This window comes from Aeromonas sp. 600774 (genome assembly GCF_049175075.1).
Lineage (GTDB): Bacteria > Pseudomonadota > Gammaproteobacteria > Enterobacterales > Aeromonadaceae > Aeromonas > Aeromonas veronii_A.
This window is the reverse complement of record NZ_JAAKUJ010000015.1, coordinates 126,684-148,500: the sequence shown is the minus strand read 5'-3', so window position 1 is coordinate 148,500 and position 21,817 is coordinate 126,684. Positions and strand designations below refer to the sequence as shown.

Below are 21,817 nucleotides of genomic sequence, written 5' to 3'. Positions count from 1 at the left end.
TGAAACGCGGTAGCGCCGATGGTAGTGTGGCATTCGCCATGCGAGAGTAGGACACTGCCAGGCACCCAATACAAGAAGCCCCGCTCAATGAGCGGGGTTTTTTATTGCCTGAAATTCATCACGTCGCCGGATTATTAGACTTCCCCCTTCTTGTCATTCATTGATTACCCTTCTAAAGCCCCAAAAAGACCTCTTTTTCTGTTCAATATTTGCTCACCAATTCAATGTGTTGGATACAAAAAGTACAGAATGTGATGCCTCTACCTTTCTTGTGATGTCTCCTCTGGTTTAATTCTTCAGTCCATATTGATGGACCAAGGAATCACAATAATTTAAGGAATAGACTCATGTTCAAGAGAACAGTAACGATGATGCTGGCGGCGGGAACCCTGGTATTAGGCGGTTGCGCATCCAATGGTGGTGCAGAGCAGGCGGGGGCAGACAACAGCGACTTCGGTGGCAAGTCCATCTACCTGCGCGGGGAGATGAACGACTGGATGGCGACTGATGAAAGCAAGGTAGTCAAGGTAGCCGACAAGCTCTACATGGCCAAAGGCACCCTCAAGAAAGAGTGGGCCCCCTACAAGTTCAAGTTTGCTGATTCAGGCTGGAGCTGCGGTACCAACTTTGGCTACAAGAGCCCGAGTGATGGTGTTGCCGTACTGGGTGGTGAGGCGGTGCCGGTCAACCCCTGCTCCAAGTATGAGGACATGAAGTTCTCACCAGATGCTGATGGCGTCTACGAGTTCTATCTGAATATGGCGGGTGAAACACCGACCGTTTACGTCAAGAAGCCCTGATCTATCTCTGAGTGTTAAATCTCTCAGCAAATTAATCAGTTAAGTGCCCTGGCCCAGAAATCTGCTGGCCGGGGCATTTTTTTAGGTTAGAATCGGCGCCCTCATGACATCAGGTGTACTATATGTTGTGCCATTAATTTTAGATGGCACCATTAGTTGTGTTTTCTGCTGTTGTCATGATGTTGATGCATTCACATAAGGTTGATTGAAAATGGCTAAATCGAACCCGGTGCTGGAGAGTGAGCTTGGCTCCCGCCTTATCCCCATGCAGGAAACGTCCCTCGAGATCTGGGATAGCAAGTATCGCCTCAAGAGCAAGGATGGCACTCCCATCGACAGCTCTATCGATGAGACCTACCAGCGGGTAGCCCGTGCTTTGGCGGAGCAGGAGCTGGAACCGGAGGCCTGGTATGAGTCTTTCCTGTGGGCACTGCGCAATGGTGCCATTCCGGCGGGCCGGATCACCTCCAACGCCGGGGCTTTTGAACACAAGCCTGCCACTTCGACCATCAACTGTACCGTTTCAGGCACCATCGAGGATTCGATGGACGATATCCTCGGCAAGGTGCACGAGGCGGGGCTGACCCTGAAGGCTGGCTGCGGCATCGGTTATGATTTTTCGACCCTGCGTCCGCGCGGTGCCTTTGTCTCCGGTGCCGGTGCCTATACTTCCGGCCCGCTCTCCTTTATGGATATCTATGACAAGATGTGTTTCACCGTCTCGTCAGCCGGTGGCCGTCGCGGCGCCCAGATGGGCACCATGGATATCCGCCATCCCGATGTGATCGAGTTTATACAGGCCAAGCGTGAAGATGGCCGCCTGCGTCAGTTCAACCTCTCTCTGCTCATCACCGAAGATTTCGTCAAGGCGGTGAAAGAGGATGCCCCCTGGTCGCTGATCTTCCCCTACACCGCTAAAGAGGTGGAGCAGGATGGCATTGCGCTGGACGATCCCGCTCAGGTGCTATGGGCCGACTGGCCCAACAAGGAAGGGGTTGTATTCAACGAGTTGGGGCAGGTCGCCTGCAAGGTCTACAAGACCATGCCAGCCCGCAAGCTGTGGAATGTCATCATGACCTCCACCTATGACTATGCAGAGCCCGGCTTCATCCTGATCGACAAGGTCAACCAGATGAACAACAACTGGTTCTGTGAAGAGATCCGCGCGACCAACCCCTGTGGTGAGCAGCCGTTGCCGCCCTACGGTGCCTGTCTGCTGGGCTCGGTCAATCTGACCAAGTTTGTGCGCGACCCTTTTACTGAAAACGCGGCATTCGATTGGCAGGCGTTTCGCAAGGTGGTGGCCATCTTTACTCGCATGCTCGACAACGTGGTGGAGATTAACCAACTGCCACTGGCCAAACAGCGCGAGGAGATCACAGCCAAGCGCCGGCATGGCATGGGTTTCCTGGGTCTTGGTTCGACCCTCACCATGCTGCAGATCAAGTACGGCTCTGCGGCATCCGTAGCCTTTACCGAGCAGGTATCCCAGGAGCTGGCGATGACCGGCTGGCAGGAGTCCCTGCGTCTTGCCAAGGAGAAGGGCCCAGCCCCCATCATGGAGCAGGAGTTTGAAGTGACTGGCAAGATGCTGCGTCTGCGCCCGGAAATGGCGGCTGATGGCATCAAGGTGGGCGACAAGGTGAAGGGCAAGGTGCTGCATGCGCGCTACAGCCGCTACATGCAGCAGGTTGCCGAAGTGGATCCTGCGCTGGTCGCCGAGCTGGCCGAAGTGGGTGGGCGTTTCACCCATCACAGCAGTATCGCGCCGACCGGCACCATCTCGCTGTCTCTGGCCAACAACGCCAGCAACGGCATCGAGCCGAGCTTTGCCCACCACTACAGCCGCAACGTTATCAAGCCGGGCAAGAAGAGCAAGGAGAGCGTCGATGTCTACTCCTTCGAGCTGCTGGCCTACCGCGAGCTGGTGAATCCGGCCGCCATGCCCTATGCCGATGATGAGGCGAGCCGTCTGCCGGACTATTTCATTACTGCCGATGACATCACCCCGGCGCAGCATGTGGACATTCAGGCGGCGGCCCAGCGCTGGATTGACTCCTCCATCTCCAAGACCGCCAACGTGCCGACCGATTTCCCGTTCGAGCAGTTCAAGGACATCTACATGTATGCCTCGGACTCCGGTCTCAAGGGGTGCACCACCTTCCGTTTCAACCCGGAGGCCTTCCAGGGCGTGCTGGTGAAGGAGAAGGATCTGGAGAACACCCTGTACGATTTCACCCTGGAGGATGGTTCCGTCATCTCCGTCAAGGGGAACGAAGAGATCGAATACGATGGTGAGCTGCACACTGCCGCCAACCTCTACGACGCCTTGAAAGAAGGCTATTACGGTAAATTCTGAGAACGACATTATGGTCAAGAAGATCGACAAAAAAATCGTCGCCTACAAGGTGCGTACCAAGGATGAACCGCAAGAAGATCTCTCTGCGCAGGATGACGTGGTGCACATGCACGAAACCGTGCTGCGCCCGGAGCGGCTGATGGGTACTACCTACAAGCTGAAGACGCCGGAGCATGTCTCCGAGCACTCGCTGTTCATCACCATCAACGACATTATTCTCAACGAGGGCACGGTGCACGAAACTCGCCGTCCGTTCGAGATTTTCATCAACTCCAAGAGTCTGGAGCACTACCAGTGGATCGTGGCGCTGACCCGCATCATCTCGGCGGTATTCCGCAAGGGGGGGGATGTCACCTTCCTGGTCGAGGAGCTGCGTTCCGTATTCGATCCCAAGGGCGGCTACTGGAACAAGGGCAAGTATGTGCCGTCGCTGATCGCCGAAATTGGCAACGTGATCGAGAGCCATCTCACCGAGATCGGCATGCTCAAGGCGCCGGGGCTGGACGAGCATCAGCAGGCATTTCTGGCCGAGAAGCAGGCCGAGTTGAAAGCCGCTCAGGAGGCTGAAGAGCAGCAGGCGAGCAGTGGTTTTCCGGCCAATGCCGCGCTCTGCTACAAGTGCCACACCAAGGCGCTGGTGCTGAAGGATGGCTGCATGACCTGCCTCAACTGTGGCGACTCCAAGTGCGGCTGACAGACATGCCCAAGTAGTTGAACGATAGAAAAAAGACCGGCCACAGTGCCGGTCTTTGTATTGCTGTTTTTATGCGCAATCAAATCAGGCGGCCCAGTGATTTGTTGCGCGATAGTAAAATCGGGCGTAGCGTTGAGGGTAATAAAACTGTCACGGCCGTGTGGTTTCAATGACATCTGAGATTCACACACGTGGCCCTTCAGTGCCAAGGAGGATGCTTATGGACAATACGGACCGAAAGCTGTTTATCCTGGATACCAACGTTCTGCTTCACGAACCCCTCGCTATCTACTCCTTCAAAGAGCACGACGTGCTCATCCCCATGACGGTGCTGGAAGAGCTCGATAACATCAAGGATCGCAACAAGGATGTCAGCCGCGACGCGCGGGTGGCCATTCGTGCGCTGGAAGATGTGTTCCGCGATGCAACCCCGGATCAGATCACCCAGGGCGTGCCGCTGGCTGGCGAAGCGAGCGGCAATATCTGCATCTTCAGCGATCACCATCTGCCGCAGGATGCCGAGGTCTTTACCGACAAGGAGGCCGACAACCGCATCATCAACGCGGCCCTCTATCTGCAAAAGCACGAGTTGAAGCGTCAGGTGGTGCTGGTCACCAAAGACATCAACATGCGCCTCAAGGCCAAGGGGGCCGGGCTTGCTCACGTTGAAGATTACCGTAGTGACCAGCTGATCGATGATATCCGCCTGCTGGCCAAAGGCTTTCAGGTGGTGCCCGGCAGCTTCTGGGAGCGGGTTGGCGAGTGCGAGAGCGAGACCCATGGCCGCGACACCATCCATGTGATCGATGCCAATCTGCTGGAAGGGGTTCATGTAAACCAGTATCTGGTGGATGAAGAGAATTTCTTCGCCGCCCGGGTGCTCAGCCACGATGGCAACAAGATCCGCATCAAGGATCTGGGCCGCGAGCGACTGATGTCCCGCAAGGCGTGGGGTGTCCATCCCAAGAATGTCTATCAGGGGATGGCGCTGGATGCACTGCTCGATCCGCACATCGATCTGGTGATCCTGACCGGCCCTGCGGGTTGCGGCAAAACCTTGCTGGCCATGGCGGCGGCTTTGGAGCTGGTGATTGAGAAGGGCATTTACGAGAAGGTGATCGTCACCCGGAATACCCCGGAAATTGCTGAGAGCATCGGCTTCCTGCCCGGCACCGAAGAGGAGAAGATGATGCCCTGGCTGGCGGCGGTGACCGACACCCTGGAGGTGCTGCACAAGCAGGACGAGAACATGAGCGGCTCGCTCAGCTACATCATGGAGAAGGCCAACATCCAGTTCAAATCGGTCAACTTCATGCGCGGGCGCAGCATCCAGAACACCTTCGTGCTGCTGGATGAGTGCCAGAACCTGACCGCGTCCCAGATCAAGACCATCATCACCCGCTGCGGCGAGGGCACCAAGATCGTCTGCTCCGGTAACCTGGCCCAGATCGACTCTAACTACCTGAGCCCGGTGACCTCGGGTCTGACCTACATCGTCGAGCGTTTCAAGGATTTTGACGGCAGTGCCAACATCTTCCTCAACGGCGTGGTACGCAGCCGACTGGCCTCGTTCGCCGAGGAAAATCTCTGATTTAGCTGACTATCTTCATATGAAAAAGGGAAGCCACTTGGCCTCCCTTTTTTTATCCCGTTACCACTTCAGTGTCCTTGGGTCACTGTCCAAGGTAGCGCAGCAGCCCCGGGTGGTTGCTGTTTTGCAGAATATCCGGTTTGCCTTGCAGGGCGATGCGTCCCTCGTCGACAAACAGCACCTGATCGGCGATAAGCTGGGCATCCTCCGGATTGTGGGAAACCATCAACACGGTAATGCCCTGTTCGCAGGCGAGGCGCGCCACTTCGGCCAGCATCTCCCGGCGCAGGGCGGGATCGAGGGCAGAGAAGGGCTCATCCAGCAGCAGCAGCGGTTTGCCGCGCACCAGCGCGCGAGCCAGCCCAACCCGCTGCTGCTGGCCGCCGGAGAGCTGCTCCGGCAGACGGTTTAGCATCTCGCCAAGACCAACCCGCTCGGCTGCATCGATCACCTGTGCCCGTTGGGCGGCACTCAGGCGCAGCCCCGGGTGCAAGCCGATGGCGATATTGTCGAACACCGACAGGTGGAGGAACAGGTTGTGATCCTGAAACAGGGTGGTGACTGGTCGCTCGGCCGGGCCCAGCGGCAGCAGATCTTCGCCATCGAAGCTGAGGCGGCCTGACTCCACCGGCACGAAGCCGGCGATCATCCCGAGCAGGGTCGACTTGCCCGCGCCGCTTGGGCCGATCAGTGCGGTGATTTCCCCCTTGGGCAGGGTTGCGCTGAAGCTGACGCGCCAGTCGGGGTAGCTGGTTGCAAGCGTATCAATGTTCAGCATGTTTTCCTCCTCAAAGGGTCCGTTCCACCAGCCGGAGCAGCCGCAGAAACGCTGGCACAGGGGCGCAAGGCGTTTAGTATCTCAATGTTGCTCGCCATTTTTTCCTCCAAGACCCCGCTCCACCAGCCAGAACAGGGAGAAACAGAGTGTCAGCAACAGCAGAGCGGTGGCGGCTGCCTCGGTCAATCGATAGCTGCCAAGCTGCTGGTAGAGCAGCCAGGGCAGGGTGGTGAGCTCCTGACTGCCAAACATGGCGATGGCACCGAGATCCCCCAGCGAGAGGATCATCGACAGCGCCATCGCTAGTGCTAGCGGGCGGCGCAGCAGCGGCCACTCCACCAGTCGCAGGCGATGCAGGCCGCGTACCCCCAAGCTATCCGCCAGCCGGTCGTATTGGCGCACCACCAGCTGCATGGGGGCGGAGAGGGTGCGCAGCACGTAGGGTAGCGCCATCAGGGCGTTGACCAGCACCACCAGCCAGGGGCCGAGGGCGAACACATCAGCGAACGGCATAAACAGGATGAAGAGACCGGTAGAGAGCACCACTGCCGGGATCATCAGGATCATCGAGCCGCTTGCCTCCCACAGAGCGGCAGCCCGCCGCTGGCGGGTGCGTACCTTGAGGTGACGGCTGGTGAGCAGCAGGCCGCTGCCGAGCAGGGTCGCCAAGGTGCCCGCCGCCAGCGCAATCAGCAGCGACTGGCCGCTCGCCTGCCACAGTTTGGCGGAAGTGAGCGCCGTCAGCAGACCGGGGTGGAGGCCAGCGACGACGATGGCCAGCAGCGGTGGCAGAAAGATGGCGAGGCCGATACAGAGCGAGAGCAGATCCACCACGGCCGTGCCCGGCTGATGACGGTCCGGCCGCAGGCAGGGGCGACGTGGGGTTACCCTGCTGGCCGGGGTACTCTGCAACTTGTGCTGCAGGGCGAGCAGGGCGGCGGTCAGGATCAGCTGCACCAGCGCCAGTCCGCCCGCGGTGGCGAGATCGAAGTCAAAGCGTAGCGCCTGATAGACGGCTACCTCCAGTGTGGTCGATTTGGGGCCGCCGCCCAGCGCCAGCACGGTAGTGAAGCTGGTGAAGCAGAGCATGAAGATAAGGCTGGCCAGCCCGGGCAATATGCCGCGGATCAGTGGCCACTCCAGCAGCCGGAAGATATGGGATGAGCGCATGCCGAGCTGGCTGGCGAGGCGCCAGCTCGATTCGGGGATGCTCTCTATGCTCTGCAGCATCAGGCGGGCCGCCAGCGGCATGTTGAAGAAGACGTGGGCCAGCAGGATGCCGAACAGGCCGTAGAGGTAGTTGCCGGGATCCAGCCCCAGTGACCGTAGCAGTTGCGGTAGCCACCCCTGTTTGCCGTGTACCGCCACGATACCGAAGATGGCGATGATGACCGGTAGTACCAGCGAGAGGCCAAACAACTTGATCAGCAGGGTTCGGCCAATGAAGCGCCGCCGTGCCAGCGCGCGAGCCATCGGAATGGCGAGCCCCAGGCTCAGCAGGGTGGAGAGCAGTGCCTGCCCCAGACTGAAGCCCAGCACATGGCGCAGATAGGGGTCTGCCAGCAAAGTGCGCGGGGCCAGCGAACCGGCCTGCCACAACAGTGCCACCAGCGGCCCGAGGGATAACAGCAGGATCAACAGGGTGGCTGCACTGCCCGGCAACCACCAGAGGGGACGAGCCTGTGGTTTCAGATGAAGGCTCACTGGGTGACGGCTTGCAGCCACTCGCGGATCCATCCTTTGCGATTGGCTGCCACCTCATCGCTGCTGAAGGCGAGCGGCTTGGCTACGGTGATCATCTGCTCGAAGCCCTTGGGTAGCGGCGTGTCGATCACCGGATACATCCAGTTGCCGGTCGGGATTTCCTGCTGGAAGGCGGGGCTCACCATAAATTGCAGGAACTGGTCAGCCAGCTTCTCCTGTTTGGCGCTCTTCAGCTTGGCAGCCACTTCTACCTGACGGTAGTGACCCTCCTCAAACGCCGCAGCCTGATACTGGGGCTTGTTCTCGGCTATCAGGTGATAGGCCGGAGAGGTGGTGTAGGAGAGCACCATGTCCGCTTCGCCATCGAGGAACATGCCATAGGCCTCTGACCAGCCCTTGGTGACGGTGACCGTCTTCTTGGCAAGCTCGGCCCAGGCTGCAGGCGCCTTGTCGCCGTAGACAGACTTCATCCACAGCATCAACCCCTGCCCCGGGGTGGAGGTACGGGGATCCTGATAGATCACCTTGAGATCGGGGCGCTCCACCAGCTCTTTCAGGCTTTTGGGCGGGGTCTTGAGCTTGCTCTTGTCGTAGACGAAGGCGAAGTAGCCATAGTCGTAGGGGACAAAGGTGTCGTCCTGCCAGCCACCTGGCACCTTGATGCCATCCAGCTTGGCGGGATGGGGGGCGAACAGGCCGCTCTGCTTGGCTTCGCTGATGAGGGCATCGTCGAGCCCCAGTACCATATCGGCCTTGCTGTGGTTGCCCTCCAGCCGCAACCGGTTGAGGATGGCTACCCCATCTTCGAGGGGAACCAGATTGAGGGTGCAGCCGCACTCTTTCTCGAAGGCCTGTTTGATCTTGGGCCCGGGTCCCCACTCGGCAGTGAAGGAGCTGTAGGTGTAGACGGTGAGAGTATCGGCGGCGAACACATTGGCCGACAGCAGGCCGGTGGTGACCAGCAGCAGGGTCTTCATGGGTGGCACTCCCTATTACTTGTTAATAACGAGGTGCCAGCGGGTGAGGGCGCAAAAAATGAGCGCCATGCCTCAAATTCCTCCGCCAGCATTATCTGGATCAGGTACACGGGTATAATCTCAGCGGTAAACCGCACCCCGTTTGAGAAACGAACCGCATTGTATTAACGTTCTTTTGGGTAGACCAGCACAATTGTGCAATACCCATGAGATGACGCCCACCCAACAGAGGATGTTTGCGTGCTTACCAATACCAAGGAAAGGCGTGCCTTTGCGCGCATGGTCATCAATGCTCCGGTCACCGTCTATCAGCAGCAGCAGCTGGAGCTGGAGGGGATCTGCCGGGATCTCAGTGCCAACGGCATGGGGATTGCGGTCTCTGAACACCAGCTCGACATCAATCAGCCCATCCGGATCAGTCTTGCCACCAACAACAACCTGTTGCCCCCCTTTGAAGCTCATGCGCGTATTATACGGGTACTGGAGGAGGAGAGCGGGTTGCTGCTGGCGGTAGAGTTTCTGCCTCAGAGTTAAGCCGTATTCTCCCCATCGGCAGAGGGAGGGGATTACCCTTTCTCCTGAACCGGCTGCACGCTCAACTGCTTGCTATCGACCAGCGTTTTGCTGGTCGATGCTATTTGCCCCGCAGGCAAGGTGGCGGGGCCTGTGGGTTCGAGCAGCAGGTAGTTTTGCCCCTGCCAGTTGAGGGTTGCATCCCCCGGCTTGGCGGGCAGATCAACGGCCAGCAGGGCATGGCCCGGGACGAACACCATCGCCTGTTTCAGCTCGGGAAAGAGCTGGGCCAGCATGGCGGCCATCAGGGTTACCTTGCTGTCGCAATCACCCCGGTTCTGCTCCAGCACCTGACGGGGGGATAGAAATCCCTTGCCCTGCCTGCCGTTCAGGCTGTCGAGCTGCTGATAGGGGATGCTCTGGATAAAGGTGAGCATATGGGCCACGGTCTTCTGGCGAGCTTCCGTTTCGGTACTGCCTTGCTGCTTGAGTTGATCCGCCAGTGGAGCCAGCCCGCTGCGACTCTCCAGCGCGATGCGCACATGGTCCTGCTTCACCGCCAGCTGCCCGTCCGGGGTGTTGAAGTACTGGAAGTAGTGTTTGGTCAGCCACGCCTGCTCCTCTTTGCTCCGCTTGGACTGCAGAAAGGCCATCGCCTCGCGCGCCTTGTCCTGATTGCGGCTTTTCAGATGCAGCTCCAGTGAGGGACGGGCGAGGGTGAACTGCACCTCGGGGTAGTTCTGGCGCACCTCCCGCAGCAACACCTGCAACACCTCCTCCTGCATTCTCGCCGGGCGATAGGCGATAAGGGGCGGCAACTTGCCCTGTTCGAGCCGGTAGGTGAGCTGTTGGGGTTTACCTTCGCTATCATGCCAGCCGACGCTGATCTGGCCGAGGCTGTTGTTGAAGCTGGTTTGATTGGCCCCCGCAGGCAGGGCAAGCAGCAGGGCACAGAGCAGAGGAATTGCCGTCGGTCTCTTCATCATCCTTTCCTGTGACGCGGACCAGTTCCGGTGGCCCAAAGTGGGAAGCGTAGCGGACAGTAAAACAGGGAGGCGAAGCTCCCTGTTGATTCTACTCGTTTTTTTGCAACTGGCGTGTTAAATCCAGCTCGGTTGCTTCGCCTCAAAGGCGCTGATGGCGGCCTCGTGCTGCAGGGTCAGACCGATGGCATCCAACCCGTTGAGCAGGCAGTAACGGCGGAACTCGTCGATCTCGAAACCGAAGCTGAGCTCACCGGCGCGCACCTGATTGGCCTCCAGATCCACCTCGATCTCGATGCCCGGCTTGGCGGCCACCAGCTGGAACAGGGCATCGACCTCCTCCTCCTTCAGGCGTACCGGCACCATGCCGTTGTTGATGGCGTTGCCGTAGAAAATGTCGGCAAAGCTCGGGGCAATGATGGTTTTGAAGCCGTAGTCCGCCAGCGCCCAAGGGGCGTGCTCGCGGCTCGAGCCGCAGCCGAAGTTCTCGCGGGCCAGCAGAATGCTGGCACCGGCGAATTGCGGTTGGTTGAGCACGAACTCGGGGTTGGGCTGCTGGCCGGCATCGTCCAGGAAGCGCCAGTCGTGGAACAGGTGCTTGCCAAAACCGATGCGGTTTACTTTTTGCAAAAACTGTTTGGGAATGATGGCGTCGGTGTCGACGTTGGCGCTGTCGAGGGGGACGACGATCCCTTTATGCTGTTTGAATCCTGTCATCATTGGTTCCTCTTACAGTGCACGAATGTCGGCGAAGCGGCCGGTGACGGCGGCGGCGGCGGCCATGGCCGGGCTCACCAGATGGGTGCGGCCGGCGCGGCCCTGACGTCCTTCGAAGTTGCGGTTGCTGGTGGAGGCGCAGCGCTCCCCCGGTTGCAGCCGGTCGTTGTTCATTGCCAGACACATGGAGCAGCCGGGCAGGCGCCACTCAAAACCGGCCTCGATGAAGATCTTGTCGAGCCCCTCGGCTTCGGCTTGTGCCTTCACCTGCTCGGAGCCAGGCACCACCAGCGCCTGCACGCCAGCGGCCACCTTGCGACCGCGGGCGATGGCGGCGGCAGCACGCAGATCCTCGATGCGGCTGTTGGTGCACGATCCGATAAACACCTTGTCGATGGCGACGTCGGAGAGCTTCTGACCAGGCTGCAGATCCATGTAGGCGAGTGCCTTGCGGGCGGATTGCTGCTCCATCAGGTCGCTGAAGGATTCCGGCGCCGGAATGGGTTCATTGACGGCGATCACCTGACCCGGATTGGTGCCCCAGGTGACCTGCGGGGCGATGTCGGCGGCGTCGAGCACTACCTCGGCATCGAAGTGGGCACCTTCGTCGCTCTTGAGGCTCTGCCAGTAGGCGATGGCCTGTTCCAGCGCCTCGCCCTTGGGAGCGAACTCCTTGCCACGGATGTAGTCGATGGTGGTCTGGTCGGGGGCGATCATGCCGGCCTTGGCGCCAAGCTCGATGGCCATGTTGCACACCGTCATCCGCCCTTCCATGGTGAGGCCTTCGATGGCCTCGCCAGCGAATTCCACCACATAGCCGGTACCGCCGGCGTGGCCGACCCGGCCTATAATGGCCAGCACCACGTCCTTGGCGCTGATGCCCTCGGCCAGTTTGCCGTTAACCGAAATGCGCATGGTCTTGGCGCGGCCCTGTTTCAGGGTCTGGGTGGCCATCACATGCTCCACCTCGGAGGTGCCGATGCCGAACGCCAGCGAGCCGAAGGCGCCGTGGGTGGCAGTGTGGGAGTCACCGCAGACGATGGTAGTGCCGGGCAGGGTAATGCCGAGCTCGGGGCCCATCACATGGACGATCCCCTGATATTTGTGGTTGAGATCGTAGAGGCGAACCCCGAACTCTTTACAGTTGTCGGCCAGCGTCTCCATCTGGATGCGGGCCATCTCGCCGGAGGCGGCGATGTCCTTGGTGGTGGTGGAGACGTTGTGATCCATGGTAGCCCAAGTCAGATCCGGGCGGCGCAGCTGGCGATTCATGGCGCGCAGGCCGTCGAATGCCTGCGGGCTGGTCACTTCATGCACCAGATGGCGGTCGATGTAGATGAGGGGGGTCTCCCCTTCCACTTCCCGTACCACGTGGGCGTCGAATACTTTCTGATAGAGGGTCTTGGCCATTGCTTCTCTCTTCCTTGTTCTCTGTTATGCGGCTCAGATCCGGGCGGCGATCTGGCTACCCATCTCGGACGTGCTCTGCACCGGATGGCGGGCGCTGGCCTGATGCAGGTCGGCGGTGAAGTAACCCTCGGCCAGGGTCTGGGCCACGGCCTGCTCAATGGCCTGGGCGGCAGCCTCTTGACCCAGGCTGTAGCGCAGCATCAGGGCGGCGGAGAGGATCTGGGCGATGGGGTTGGCAATCCCTTTGCCGGCGATATCCGGGGCCGAACCACCGGCCGGTTCGAACAGGCCGAAACCCGATTCGTTGAGGCTGGCGGAGGGGAGAAGTCCCATGGAGCCGGTGATCATGGCGCACTCGTCGGAGAGGATGTCACCGAACAGGTTGGAGCAGAGCAGCACGTCGAACTGGGACGGATCCTTGATGAGCTGCATAGTGGCGTTGTCGATATACATATGGTTCAGTTCGACATCGGGATAATCCTTGGCAACTTGCGTCACCACCTCACGCCACAGAATGGAGGAGGCGAGCACGTTGGCCTTGTCGATGGAGGTGACCTTGGCCTTGCGCACGCGGGCGGATTCGAAGGCTATCTTGGCGATGCGCTCGATCTCGAAGCGATGGTATACCTCGGTGTCGAATGCCTTCTCGGTGGGGCCTTCCCCTTCACGCCCCTTGGGCTGACCGAAGTAGATGCCGCCGGTCAGCTCGCGCACGCAGGCGATGTCAAAACCGCGATCGGAGATGTCGGCACGCAGCGGGGAGAACTGTTCCAGACCGGTATAGATACGGGCCGGACGCAGGTTGCAGAACAGCTTGAAGTGGGCGCGCAGGGGCAGCAGGGCGCCACGCTCAGGCTGATCGTTGGGTGGCAGATGTTCCCATTTCGGGCCGCCCACCGAGCCGAACAGCACGGCGTCGGCCGCTTCACAGCCAGCGATGGTGCTCTGCGGCAGCGGGGTGCCGTGGTTGTCGATGGCGATGCCGCCCACGTCGTGGCGATCATATTCGAAGGCAAAGCCGAACCTGGCCTGCACCTTTTCCAGCACCTTGACGGCCTCGGCCATCACTTCCGGGCCAATGCCGTCACCCGGCAATACTGCGATCCGATAACTGCTCATACACTCTCCATCCTGATATTGTCTTTGAGATCCCTCTGCCCGTTTTTCCCGACGCTGCGCGCGGTTCCCGGTTCAGACGTTCCCCGTCCTGATGTTGTCATTCCATGCCGTCTGTGTGGCTGCGAGTCCTGCTCAGACGGTTTCCGATTTGATGCTGTCATTCCATTCCGTCTGTTTGGTATCGAGTTCGGCTCAGACGGTTTCTGATTTGATGCTGTTATTGCGTTCCATCTGCTCGGCCACCTGATCGGCGCGCCAGATGCTGTTGATCACATGGAGCAGGGCATGGGCCGAGGATTCGATGATGTCGGTAGCCAGCCCCATGCCGTGGAATTTGCGCCCTTTGTACTCGGCGACGATATCGACCTGACCGAGGGCATCTTCCCCTTCGCCCTTGCTCTTGAGGGCATATTTATCGATGCGGATCTCATAGCCGGTGATGCGGTTGATGCACTGGTAGACCGCATCCACCGGGCCGTTGCCGGTGGCCGCTTCGCAAATCAGATCCTGACCCACCTTCAATTTGACCGAGGCGGTGGCCAGTACCGAACTGCCGCTCTGGACCCCGAGGTACTCCAGCTTGAAGTGCTCCGGCTCTTCGTGGATCTGGCTGAAGAAGGCCAGCGCTTCGAGGTCGTAGTCGAACACCTGCCCCTTCTTGTCGGCCAGGGTCAGGAACTTGGCGTAGAGGTGGTCGAGGTCGTAGCTGCTCTCGGCATACCCCATGGACTCCATCCGGTGCTTGATAACGTGACGGCCGGAGCGGGAGGTCATGTTGAGGTTGTTCTGGGTCAGGCCAATGCTCTCGGGAGTGATGATTTCGTAGGTATTTTTCGCCTTGAGCACCCCATCCTGATGGATGCCGGAGCTGTGGGAGAAGGCGTTGGCCCCGACGATCGCCTTGTTGGGCTGCACCGGCATATTGCACAGCTGGCTGACCAGCGTGCTGGTACGATGAATTTCGTTGTGGCGGATATTGGTTTGCACCCCGAGCAGGTCGGCGCGGGTTTTGAGGATCATCGCCACCTCTTCCAGCGAGCAGTTGCCCGCCCGCTCGCCGATGCCGTTGATGGTGCACTCGATCTGGCGGGCTCCCATTTGCACCGCGCCGATGGAGTTGGCCACCGAGAGCCCCAGATCGTCGTGGCAGTGGACCGAGATGATCGCCTTGTCGATATTGGGGACCCGGTTGAACAGGGTGTGGATGATGCCGGAGAACTCGGTCGGTACCGTGTAGCCCACGGTATCGGGGATATTGATGGTACGGGCCCCCGCCTTGATGGCGGCCTCCACCATGCGGCAGAGATTATCGATCGGCGTGCGGCCCGCATCCTCGCAGGAGAACTCCACATCATCGGTGTAGCGCAGGGCGTGCTTGATGGCGCCGATCCCCATCTCCAGCACATCCTCGAAGCTCTTTTTCAGCTTGCTCTCCACATGGATGGAGGAGGTGGAGATAAAGGTATGGATGCGAAACGCCTCGGCGACCCGCAAGGCTTCGCCGGCGGCGTCGATATCCTTGGGCAAGGCGCGGGCGAGGGCGCAGACCCGGCTGTTTTTGATGTGGCGGGCGATGGTCTGCACCGATTGAAAATCGCCGGGAGAGGAGACTGGGAAGCCCACCTCCATGACGTCGACACCGAGTCGCTCCAGTGCCTGGGCGATCTGCAGCTTCTCCTTGACTGTCAAACTGGCCGCCAGGGCCTGCTCACCATCACGCAAGGTGGTGTCGAATATGATGACCCGATCTGACATGTGACTTCCCTCTTCCTAAGTTCGGTAACGTGCATCCTGCGGCGGCATAAAAAAACCCGTGCAGGGTGCACGGGTTTTTGTAAATTCCGGCTATGCCTTAGCCCGGCTACAAGGATCCCGCGCGAGTTAACGCGATTAGGGAGATTAGTAGTAGCGGGGTGGCGATACGCATGACGTTGTTATTCCTTCCAGTCGATAACGCTTTTACCAATATCGAGATTTTTATGCTGTGTCAACACGGAAGGTCAGGGGCAATCTGCTGACGTATTTAATCGGATTGTAAAGGATTGCAAATTTCCTTGTCCCATATTCGGCCCATGACCGATTATCTGGTCATTCCTGCTGTGCTCTATTCTCTGCACAACCAGATCGACTTATCAGCATTGGCTGAATTATCTGAGGTGTTAAATGGAAAAACGTAGACCTGGTCGTCCGGTCGGACGTTCTGACATTCGTGACAAGTTGCTTGCTGCCGCCCGTGAGCGTTTTCTCAATACTCCCTATAGCAAGGTGACTACACGCGAAATCGCGGAGCTTGCTGGCTCCAATCTGGCAATGATCCACTACTACTTCGGCAGTAAAGAGGGTCTTTACAAAGCGGTGCTGGGCGATGTGGCCGAGCCTCTCGACCATGCCTGGCAAGATGAGCACAGCAATCACAGCTTGAACGAGCTGCTCAACACCTACTATCAGGTGATGTCGCCCAACAGCGAGTTGACCTCGGCTATCTCCAGTGCATTGTCGACCGAGAAGAGCCCGGGCCGGGATTTTGTGCTGAGCCGTCTGCTGGAGCGTCAGCTGCCGCAGTTTGATGCCCTGCTGGAAACCATGAAGTCCAACGGCGAGCTGGGGGACGATCTGGACCCCGAGATGTTGAAGATCTCCTTCCTCAGCATGATGTGGCAGCCGTTTGTGATGAAAGATCTCTACGAGCAGGTGTTTGGCCTGAAAGTGGATGAGCACTTCATGGCCCGTCTGGCGGATCACAACTGTCGTCTGATGGAGACCGGCTTGCGCGGCAACCACTGATTTTGTCGCTACATCGAAATTTAAAAGGGCCATTAGGCCCTTTTTTCATAAATCTGTTATCCCTTGTTCAACGTCCTGTCATCCCGCCTTCCTACTCTGCAAGCAGAATTCAGGGAAGGAGGAGATATGAACAAGATCCAGCAATGGGACCTTCAGGTGTGCCGGGTCTGCCTGCTTCACGGTTACAACCGGCAGCAGGCGAGGGTGAGTCGTCTCATTTCCCGCACCGGTGATGGCCCGCTTTACGCCGTGCTGGCCGCCTTGCTCTGGTGGCTGGGGGAGGCAGAGCGTGAACTGGTTCGACTGGCGCTGCTTGCCTTCGCCATCGAACTGCCCCTCTATCTGCTGCTGAAAAACAGCCTGAAACGGCAACGGCCAGTCGGTTTGCCGGTCTTTATCACCCCTTCCGATCGCTACAGCCTTCCCTCCGGCCATACCGCCGCAGCCTTTCTGATGGCCACCATACTGGCCACCGGTTTTCCGCTCTGGGCACCCCTGCTGTTTGGCTGGGCGGCACTGGTGGGGGCATCCCGGTTGCTGCTCGGGGTACACTACCTGAGCGATCTGGTAGCCGGTGCTCTGCTGGGGGGCGCTTGCGCCGTGCTGGCGCTCGGTTGGAGCCATTCATGAGGATACTGTTCGGAGTGCAGGGCACCGGCAACGGCCACATCAGTCGCAGTCGCACCCTGGCGCGGGCGCTGCGCACGGCAGGGGTCGAGGTGGATTATCTCTTTAGCGGCCGCTCCGCCGACTGCTACTTCGACATGGAGGAGTTTGGCGCCTACCGCGCCTTTCCCGGCCTCACTTTTGTCAGTCACGAGGGGCGAGTTTCTCCGTGGCGCACCCTGCAAGCCGCCTCGCCGCTCACCTTCTGGCGGGATCTGCGGTCTCTCGACTGCAGCGAATACGATCTGGTGGTGAGCGACTTTGAGCCGCTGACCGCCCACGCCGCCCGCCGCTATGGCAAGCCAAGCCTCACCGTCAGCCATCAGGCCAGCTTCAACTGGCCCATCCCGCGCTGGGGGGAGAATGGGATCAGCCGTCAGCTGATGCGCCACTTTGCCCCAGTGGATCAGCCGCTCGGGCTGCACTGGTTTCACTTCGGCCACCCCTTGCTACCACCGGTGATCGACCCCATCGCCGCCGCGCCGGATAACGGCGAGATCCTGGTCTATCTGCCGTTCGAGCAGAGCGAGGCGATCGCAGCCCTGTTGTCGCGCTTTGGTCAGCAGCGCTTCGTCTGCTTTCATCCCGCCATTCGCACCCCGAGCCAGTGGCGCAACCTGCGCTTCGAACCGCCGTCGCGGCAAGGATTTATCGCCGTGCTGGCCGGTTGTCGCGGCGTCATCTCCAACGCGGGTTTCGAGCTCGCTTCCGAGGCGCTCACCCTTGGCAAGAAGCTGCTGGTCAAGCCCCTTGTCGGCCAGTTCGAGCAGCTGTCCAATGGCAAGACTCTGGAGATGATGGGGCTGGCGACCCTGATGGATGTGCTCGATGCCAATCTGGTGCGTACCTGGCTCGACAGCGCCTCGCCGGGTGCGGTCTGTTACCCCGATGTGGCGGGGGAGTTGGCCCGCTGGCTGGCTGCGGGTGCTGACGAGAGCGTGGCCTCTCTGTCTCGTCGGCTCTGGGCTCGCACCCTGTTTCCGGAGGAGGTGAGTGATCGCCTGAGCGAGCTGGATGGGGGAGAGCGTTTATCCGCTGGCTGGTTATCGCAAGTGAGCGTTGTTGACTAGACTGAAAGGCGACCCCACCAAGGAGAGGATGGAGCAAATGCGCTTTACCAATGAAAACGGCGAAGTCATGAACCTGGCTGACAATCTAACCCTGCACGAACTGCTCGATATGGGCGTCAGCATTTCTGTCAGTGAAGAGACAGATCCGGATCAGCAGATCTGGCTGGCAGAGCCGGATCAGGACAACTGAATCATCATCCGGCATCAAGCCCACCGCTGAACGGTGGGCTTTTTTGTGGCTGTTTTTCTCCTCTGCGGAATGATCCACTGGCCATTCCCCGACATCCTTCCCTTTTGTCTCATGGTCGCAGCGGCAAGTCATTGAATGTTAATAGCTGGTTGAAATGTATGACTGTTCTGGTCAGATAAAGCCGTGGACAAGCGTTATGAAGCGGGTTAAGTTGTTTTTTCACCCGATTTTCGGGTCAATGATGGAAAAATCCTTTTTTTCTACTGTCGACGGGGCTGAATTGGGCCGATCTGCATTCAGATAACAACAAGAAACGGATCGGGCCGTGCCGGGAAGCACGGCATCGTCGGCGGGATTCGCTAAACGGAGCAAAGCCTGGAGGGCTTTATCATGGAGATGTTATCAGGCGCCCAGATGGTGGTTAGAGCGCTGGAAGATCAGGGAGTTGAGCACGTCTTCGGCTACCCTGGTGGCTCAGTGCTCGACATCTATGACGCTCTCTTCGAAAACGGCAAGATGGAGCATGTCTTGGTGCGGCATGAGCAAGCCGCGGTTCACATGGCGGACGGTTACGCCCGTTCCACCGGCAAGGTGGGGACTGTGCTGGTGACCTCGGGCCCGGGAGCGACCAACTGCATTACCGGTATTGCCACCGCCTATATGGATTCCATTCCGCTGGTGATCCTCTCCGGCCAGGTGCCGACCAGCATGATCGGGGAGGATGCGTTCCAGGAGACCGACATGATCGGTATCTCCCGTCCGGTGGTCAAGCACAGCTTCCTGTGCAAGAAGGCGAGCGATATTCCCGAGGCCATCAAGAAGGCCTACTACATTGCCGCCAGCGGCCGCCCGGGGCCGGTGGTGGTGGATCTGCCCAAAGATGTGCAGAACCCGAAAGAGAAATTCCCCTACCAATATCCCGAGACGGTCTCTCTGCGCTCCTACAATCCGACCAAATCCGGTCACAAGGGTCAGATCAAGCGAGCTGCCAAGCTGCTGGTGGATGCCCAGCGCCCGGTGATGTACGTGGGCGGCGGTGCCATCAATGCCAACGCGGATCATCTGGTGACCAAGCTGGCGGAGCTGCTGAATCTGCCGGTGACCACCACCCTGATGGGGTTGGGGGCCTTCCCCGGCACCCATCCGCAATTTATCGGCATGCTGGGGATGCACGGTACCTTCGAAGCCAACAAGACCATGCACAATGCGGATCTTATCTTCGCCGTGGGGGCCCGCTTCGATGACCGCGTCACCAACAACGTGGCCAAGTTCTGCCCCAATGCGACCGTGGTCCATATCGACATCGATCCCACCTCCATCTCCAAGACGGTACAGGCCCATGTGCCCATCGTCGGTTCGGTGGAAACCGTGCTTGAGCAGATGCTGGAAGTGGTCCGCGAGTGTGGCTTCGATAACGACAAGGAGGCCTTGGCGGACTGGTGGAACCAGATCAACCAGTGGCGCTCCCGTCACTGCTTGGCTTACGAAAAATCGTCTACCCAGATCAAGCCACAGCAGGTGATCGAGACTCTCTACAAGGTGACTCAGGGGCAGGCGTTCGTCGCCTCCGACGTCGGCCAGCATCAGATGTTTGCCGCTCTCTACTACCCGTTTGCCAAACCGCGCCAGTGGATCAACTCAGGGGGGCTCGGCACCATGGGCTTCGGTATTCCGGCCGCTATGGGGGTCCAGTTTGCCAACCCGGATGCTGTGGTCTGCTGCGTCACCGGCGATGGCTCGGTGCAGATGAACATTCAGGAGCTCTCGACCTGCATGCAGTACGGGGTGCCCATCAAGATCATCTCCATCAACAACCGTGCGCTGGGCATGGTCAAGCAGTGGCAGAAGATGTTCTACGGCGGTCGTCACAGCCACTCCTACATGGAGTCCCTGCCGGACTTCGTCAAACTGGCGGAAGCCTACGGCCACGTCGGTATCGCGGTGAGCGATCCGGCCGAGCTGGAGAGCGCCATGGAGAAAGCCTTCGCCATGAAGGATCGGCTGGTGTTCATGGATATCTCGGTCGACCCGGATGAGCACGTCTATCCGATGCAGATCAAGTTTGGCGCCATGGATGAGATGTGGCTGAGCAAGACGGAGAGAACCTGACGATGGAACATATTATTTCGGTCGTGCTCAAGGAGCTCAAGTTTGGTTCCATCAAGGACGAGATGTGGCTGAGCAAGGCGGGGGAAATATCATGAGGCATATCATTTCGGTACTGCTGGAGAACGAATCCGGCGCCCTGAGCCGCGTGGTGGGTCTCTTCTCCCAGCGCGGCTACAACATCGAGACCCTGACGGTGGCACCGACCGAGGATCCCACTCTGTCGCGCATGACCATAGTCACCATGGGTGACGAGCGGGTGCTGGAGCAGATCCAGAAGCAACTGCACAAGCTGGTGGATGTGCTCAAAGTGTGCGATTTGAGCGAAGGGGAGCATATCGAGCGGGAGATCGCGCTAGTCAAGGCGCGCGCCGCCGGTGGGGCCCGTGACGAGCTGAAACGGCTGGCGGATATCTTCCGTGGCCAGATCGTCGACGTCACCCCCGAGCAGTACACGGTGCAGCTGGTGGGCACCAGCGAGAAGCTGGATGCCTTTATCAAGACTGCCGCCCAGACCAACGAGATCATCGAAGTGGTGCGCTCCGGCGTCTGCGGCATCTCGCGGGCGGACAAGGCGCTGCGGCCCTGATGGCTGGCGGGACAGCTGATGACACGTCAGCTGCCGCAGAGTGAAAGAAAAGAGGGCTCTGCGGAGCCCTTTTTGTTTGGTTTTTCTTTACGAGGGGAGGGGGATGTTCGGTATTCATGATCTTGCACTGTTTATGGTCTCGGGGTTGCTGCTCAATATCATGCCGGGGCCGGACTCCCTGCTGGTCATGCTGCGCAGTGGCTCGCAAGGGTGGCGTGCCGGTTCGGTCGCGACGTTGGGCATCGGCACAGGTGTCATGGTGCATGTGCTGGCGGCGGCCCTCGGTCTGTCGGCCCTGCTCAGCGCCTCGGCCGAACTGTTTGCCCTCATCAAGCTGGCTGGCGCCATCTACCTCATCTATCTGGGGTTCTCCCTGCTGCGCCAGCAGGCAACAGGAGCAATGGAGAGGGGGGCTATTTTACCCGCCCTCTCCTATGGCCAGATTTACCGGCAAGGGGTGCTGACCAATGTGCTCAATCCCAAGGTGGCGCTCTTTTTCCTCGCCTTTGTGCCCCAGTTCATCGCGCCGGATGCCCCCGACAAGGCGCTCGCCTTTATCCTGCTCGGCTGCATCTTCAATCTGGGCGGTATCATCTGGTGTCACCTGCTGGTCTTTACCACCGTCTATGCCAGCCACAGGGTACGCTTGTCACAGCGTCTTGGTCGCTGGCTCAACCGGGGCATTGGCACCCTGTTTGTCGGGCTCGGGATCAAGCTCGCCAGCGACTAGCTCGCCGCTTTCTGACCTGAGGCAGATTATCGTGCAC

Annotated in this window: 20 protein-coding genes and 1 riboswitch; of the genes, 12 read left to right on the top strand and 8 right to left on the bottom strand. The window is 59.4% G+C overall.

The window, feature by feature from the left end; all coding sequences use genetic code 11:
• Positions 1-347: 347 nt before the first annotated feature.
• From G5171_RS17050 to G5171_RS17035, 4 genes are all read left to right on the top strand, one after another.
• Entirely contained in the window at positions 348-800 is a 453-nt protein-coding gene (locus G5171_RS17050) for a pullulanase (RefSeq protein WP_005349109.1), read from the top strand.
• Positions 801-1,011: 211 nt separating this feature from the next.
• Positions 1,012-3,159, top strand: coding sequence for an adenosylcobalamin-dependent ribonucleoside-diphosphate reductase (locus G5171_RS17045; RefSeq protein ID WP_421251408.1), 2,148 nt, complete (start codon positions 1,012-1,014; stop codon positions 3,157-3,159).
• A 10-nt stretch (positions 3,160-3,169) separates the two neighbouring features.
• Positions 3,170-3,853, top strand: a complete 684-nt coding sequence (locus G5171_RS17040) for an NrdJb (RefSeq protein ID WP_021231985.1) — start codon at positions 3,170-3,172, stop codon at positions 3,851-3,853.
• A gap of 220 nt (positions 3,854-4,073) precedes the next feature.
• Positions 4,074-5,444: a PhoH family protein gene (locus tag G5171_RS17035; protein WP_005358170.1), complete on the top strand. Its 1,371-nt coding sequence runs from the start codon at positions 4,074-4,076 to the stop codon at positions 5,442-5,444.
• Positions 5,445-5,526: 82 nt separating this feature from the next.
• Here the strand turns inward: G5171_RS17035 and thiQ are convergent, their stop codons facing one another.
• The 3 genes from thiQ to thiB all read right to left on the bottom strand — a co-directional run bounded on the left by thiQ (position 5,527) and on the right by thiB (position 8,903).
• Positions 5,527-6,222 carry a thiamine ABC transporter ATP-binding protein gene (gene thiQ, locus G5171_RS17030; RefSeq protein ID WP_421251407.1) on the bottom strand — a complete coding sequence of 232 codons (696 nt, stop codon included), beginning with the start codon at positions 6,220-6,222 and terminating at the stop codon, positions 5,527-5,529.
• An 81-nt stretch (positions 6,223-6,303) separates the two neighbouring features.
• A complete protein-coding gene (gene thiP / locus G5171_RS17025) occupies positions 6,304-7,926 on the bottom strand; it encodes a thiamine/thiamine pyrophosphate ABC transporter permease (RefSeq protein WP_421251412.1) in 1,623 nt (540 codons plus the stop codon).
• Positions 7,923-8,903 (bottom strand): thiamine ABC transporter substrate binding subunit, encoded by a 981-nt coding sequence (gene thiB, locus G5171_RS17020; protein WP_219264879.1) that lies wholly within the window; start codon positions 8,901-8,903, stop codon positions 7,923-7,925. Before thiB ends, thiP begins: the two co-directional genes overlap by 4 nt.
• 60 nt (positions 8,904-8,963) lie before the next feature.
• Positions 8,964-9,054: riboswitch (TPP riboswitch) on the bottom strand.
• Between the two features lie 89 nt (positions 9,055-9,143).
• Here thiB and G5171_RS17015 point away from each other — a divergent pair.
• Entirely contained in the window at positions 9,144-9,437 is a 294-nt protein-coding gene (locus G5171_RS17015; RefSeq protein WP_421260471.1) for a PilZ domain-containing protein, read from the top strand.
• 32 nt (positions 9,438-9,469) lie between these two features.
• On the opposite strand, the gene G5171_RS17010 is transcribed toward G5171_RS17015, so the two are convergent.
• The 5 genes from G5171_RS17010 to leuA all read right to left on the bottom strand — a co-directional run bounded on the left by G5171_RS17010 (position 9,470) and on the right by leuA (position 15,400).
• Entirely contained in the window at positions 9,470-10,399 is a 930-nt protein-coding gene (locus tag G5171_RS17010; protein ID WP_257125022.1) for a transglutaminase domain-containing protein, read from the bottom strand.
• Positions 10,400-10,516: 117 nt separating this feature from the next.
• Positions 10,517-11,116 (bottom strand): 3-isopropylmalate dehydratase small subunit, encoded by a 600-nt coding sequence (leuD, locus tag G5171_RS17005; protein ID WP_042031829.1) that lies wholly within the window; start codon positions 11,114-11,116, stop codon positions 10,517-10,519.
• A 12-nt stretch (positions 11,117-11,128) separates the two neighbouring features.
• Entirely contained in the window at positions 11,129-12,526 is a 1,398-nt protein-coding gene (gene leuC, locus G5171_RS17000; protein ID WP_182938880.1) for a 3-isopropylmalate dehydratase large subunit, read from the bottom strand.
• 33 nt (positions 12,527-12,559) lie between these two features.
• A complete protein-coding gene (gene leuB, locus G5171_RS16995; RefSeq protein ID WP_288728110.1) occupies positions 12,560-13,645 on the bottom strand; it encodes a 3-isopropylmalate dehydrogenase in 1,086 nt (361 codons plus the stop codon).
• Positions 13,646-13,837: 192 nt separating this feature from the next.
• The gene (gene leuA, locus G5171_RS16990; RefSeq protein ID WP_288728112.1) at positions 13,838-15,400 is read right to left on the bottom strand and encodes a 2-isopropylmalate synthase; all 1,563 of its coding nucleotides are present in this window, start codon (positions 15,398-15,400) and stop codon (positions 13,838-13,840) included.
• Positions 15,401-15,808: 408 nt separating this feature from the next.
• Between leuA and G5171_RS16985 the strand changes: the two genes are divergently transcribed.
• From G5171_RS16985 to G5171_RS16955, 7 genes are all read left to right on the top strand, one after another.
• The gene (locus tag G5171_RS16985) at positions 15,809-16,429 is read left to right on the top strand and encodes a TetR/AcrR family transcriptional regulator (RefSeq protein ID WP_236348182.1); all 621 of its coding nucleotides are present in this window, start codon (positions 15,809-15,811) and stop codon (positions 16,427-16,429) included.
• 126 nt (positions 16,430-16,555) lie between these two features.
• On the top strand, positions 16,556-17,059 hold the full coding sequence (locus G5171_RS16980) for a phosphatase PAP2 family protein (RefSeq protein ID WP_042052499.1): 504 nt from the start codon (positions 16,556-16,558) through the stop codon (positions 17,057-17,059).
• Complete coding sequence (locus G5171_RS16975; protein WP_421222433.1) at positions 17,056-18,165, top strand: MJ1255/VC2487 family glycosyltransferase; 1,110 nt, start codon at positions 17,056-17,058, stop codon at positions 18,163-18,165. The genes G5171_RS16980 and G5171_RS16975 overlap by 4 nt, the downstream gene beginning before the upstream one ends.
• 37 nt (positions 18,166-18,202) lie before the next feature.
• Complete coding sequence (locus tag G5171_RS16970) at positions 18,203-18,355, top strand: hypothetical protein (RefSeq protein ID WP_005341188.1); 153 nt, start codon at positions 18,203-18,205, stop codon at positions 18,353-18,355.
• A gap of 390 nt (positions 18,356-18,745) precedes the next feature.
• Positions 18,746-20,464 (top strand): acetolactate synthase 3 large subunit, encoded by a 1,719-nt coding sequence (locus G5171_RS16965; protein ID WP_421260470.1) that lies wholly within the window; start codon positions 18,746-18,748, stop codon positions 20,462-20,464.
• A 91-nt stretch (positions 20,465-20,555) separates the two neighbouring features.
• A complete protein-coding gene (gene ilvN / locus G5171_RS16960; protein WP_005311605.1) occupies positions 20,556-21,050 on the top strand; it encodes an acetolactate synthase small subunit in 495 nt (164 codons plus the stop codon).
• A gap of 103 nt (positions 21,051-21,153) precedes the next feature.
• Positions 21,154-21,780: a LysE family translocator gene (locus G5171_RS16955; RefSeq protein ID WP_158110215.1), complete on the top strand. Its 627-nt coding sequence runs from the start codon at positions 21,154-21,156 to the stop codon at positions 21,778-21,780.
• Positions 21,781-21,817: the final 37 nt, after the last annotated feature.